The sequence below is a fragment of the Acidobacteriota bacterium genome (assembly GCA_003225175.1).
In the GTDB taxonomy this organism is placed as follows: Bacteria; Acidobacteriota; Terriglobia; order Terriglobales; family Acidobacteriaceae; genus Gp1-AA112.
Map to the genome: position 1 here is coordinate 1 of QIBA01000203.1, position 2173 is coordinate 2173.

A 2173-nucleotide genomic window follows, 5' to 3' on the forward strand; every position below is an offset into this window, starting at 1 on the left:
ATACTGCGCGCAAATTCTTCTCCGAAATTCCAGTCGGCACACTTGTCACCGTGCAGTAGCGACACGCGAGCGAACGCCGAATGAATCAGGAAGCCAGGAAAACAGGAAATCTTTAATTGTAGGGCGCGACCACCGGGAAGCCGTAGCCTCCGCGATTGTCACGCTTCTCCACCTTGCTGACGGGGAGACGATAAAGGTGAGGGCCAGCCTTTAACACTGCGTACCCGCCGACTTGAAATCATCCCTCGCCCTCCCCTCTCCCTTGAAAAAGGGCGAGGCGACTCGGGAAGCGCCAACTGACAACCCGCGAACGCATCGTCGAACCGCCTCGTATTTTCTTGAATCCAAACTGCGCGTCTCGGCATTTTATTTGGACAATTTATGGAAACAGACAACGTCGGCGCGCCGTTCGCTCTCAGCTCCAACCAGTCGTCGGTTAGCACGAAAGTTTCGCGCGCAACGTGGGCTGGACTGTCTATCTCGCTTTTTGCGATGGTCGCGATCCGCCAGGTATTCGTGTTCTTCGTCCCTGAGATCACGTTTGCCTCGGCACTTCTAAAGGAATCTCTGATCTGGGTGAGCGCGCTGGCTTTCATTTTGATCATCCGGCGCGGCGCACACTTCCCCATGCGTTCCATTGGACTCGGCACAGCGCGCTGGTGGAGATCCATCCGGTGGGGATTTATTATCGCGACCGTGTCTGCCGCGGCTGTCGGTGCGCTGGCTTATCTCACCGGCTACGGACACGGTCCCGGTTCTGTCACCTTCGAGAAACTCCCATTATGGTTGATCACCGCGATCGTTTTTCGCGCCGGAGTGGTGGAAAAATTGTTCTACCGCGGCTACGCGATCGAACGGTTTCGGATGATTGGGGTCGGCCGCTTCTGCTCGGTGGCGATTCCGCTGGTGATCTTGTTGGCTGCGCCACCCGACGATTAAGCCTGCTGCGAATGCGATGAGAATGACATGTTGACCGCCAGATCGCGGCGCCACAGATAGTGCTTTCAATCCAAAAAACTACCCAACTCGAATCACGCCTCGCACTTGATCGAGTGATTTCGGTTTGTGTGGCTTCCGTGCTGGCGGTAAAATCGCCATCGTGAGCTCGATTTTGTTCTTCCCCGGCGCAAACTCAAGCTAGATTAGATCCAAAATTTGCGTGTTTAAAGGCGCAGAATTTCAACCGAATTCTCGTTAGGTCGATGAGCAGGACGTCCGCTATAGGTGCGCTGATCGGGCTCATTGTGTCGCCGCTCCTGCTATGGCTAGCGATCCGATCGGGTGGCGCTGAACCTAGATCATACAGCTGGGTATTCCTATTTTTCCCGCTTTTGACCTTTGCTATGCCGTTCCTTCGTGCGCTGGTGATCCCGTTCGCACTCCTTCAGTACCCGCTCTACGGTTGGTTCATAGCGTCGCGCGTTTCGGAACGACAGTTTCTGGTACATGGCATCATGGCTATCGTCATTCATCTAGTTCCCATCATGATCGCTCTTTCATGGCTGCCCGAGCACCTACCCAGGCGAAGCAGACATGTGGTTCGGTCAAGGATAAGTGCGTAAGAGATAAGGTTCTTCTTCACGAAGTCGGCTTTGTTGTTATAGCCGAAGGCAGTGAGAGCGCCCGGTCCAATTTCGGTAGCGAACTTGCTCAGTTTTGTTGCCAGCGTGTCGAGCCGTTCGAACGCGCCGATTAAGTGTCCCATCAAGACATGCCACAGCGCCACGCAGAGCTTGCGCGCGACGGCCACGGCCGCTTTATTTCGTCCGCGCCGTGCCGCTACCGCCAGTCCCTACTTCTGCAGCGGATTATTTTACTTGCAGGAGCTTTTTGCCCGATTGGATGAGCAAGGCGCGCAGCGCTCCTCTTCCATGCCGCTTGAGTGCTCCGCTCCCTTCGAAGTTGCCGCTCTGGGACACGCTTGGGTTAAGGCCAAAGTAAGCGACTAACTTTTTACTGTGACTAAGCGGCGCACATCGCCCACGGCCGCCACCACTCCGTAAAGAGTAACCAGATTGATGCCACACAGTCGCGTCAATCGCAGCAGAGCTTCTTCGGCCACGATCTCCTGGGCCATGTGTGTCGGCGCAGCAGCGTGCGACGCCCTCGCGCGGCTACCAGAGTGCCATGCAATTGTTGCAACAACATTGTGCGGGCCGGCGTCCATGCCCGC

3 protein-coding genes are annotated in these 2173 nt (G+C 55.9%); 1 reads left to right on the plus strand and 2 read right to left on the minus strand.

Annotated elements, in window-relative coordinates; all coding sequences use genetic code 11:
* Positions 1-381: 381 nt before the first annotated feature.
* Positions 382-939: a hypothetical protein gene (locus DMG62_24555; protein ID PYY19490.1), complete on the plus strand. Its 558-nt coding sequence runs from the start codon at positions 382-384 to the stop codon at positions 937-939.
* Positions 940-1468: 529 nt separating this feature from the next.
* Here DMG62_24555 and DMG62_24560 read toward each other — a convergent pair.
* Together DMG62_24560 and DMG62_24565 are read right to left on the minus strand one after the other, a co-directional pair.
* Complete coding sequence (locus DMG62_24560; GenBank protein PYY19491.1) at positions 1469-1750, minus strand: hypothetical protein; 282 nt, start codon at positions 1748-1750, stop codon at positions 1469-1471.
* A gap of 58 nt (positions 1751-1808) precedes the next feature.
* Entirely contained in the window at positions 1809-2039 is a 231-nt protein-coding gene (locus tag DMG62_24565) for a hypothetical protein (GenBank protein PYY19492.1), read from the minus strand.
* Positions 2040-2173: the final 134 nt, after the last annotated feature.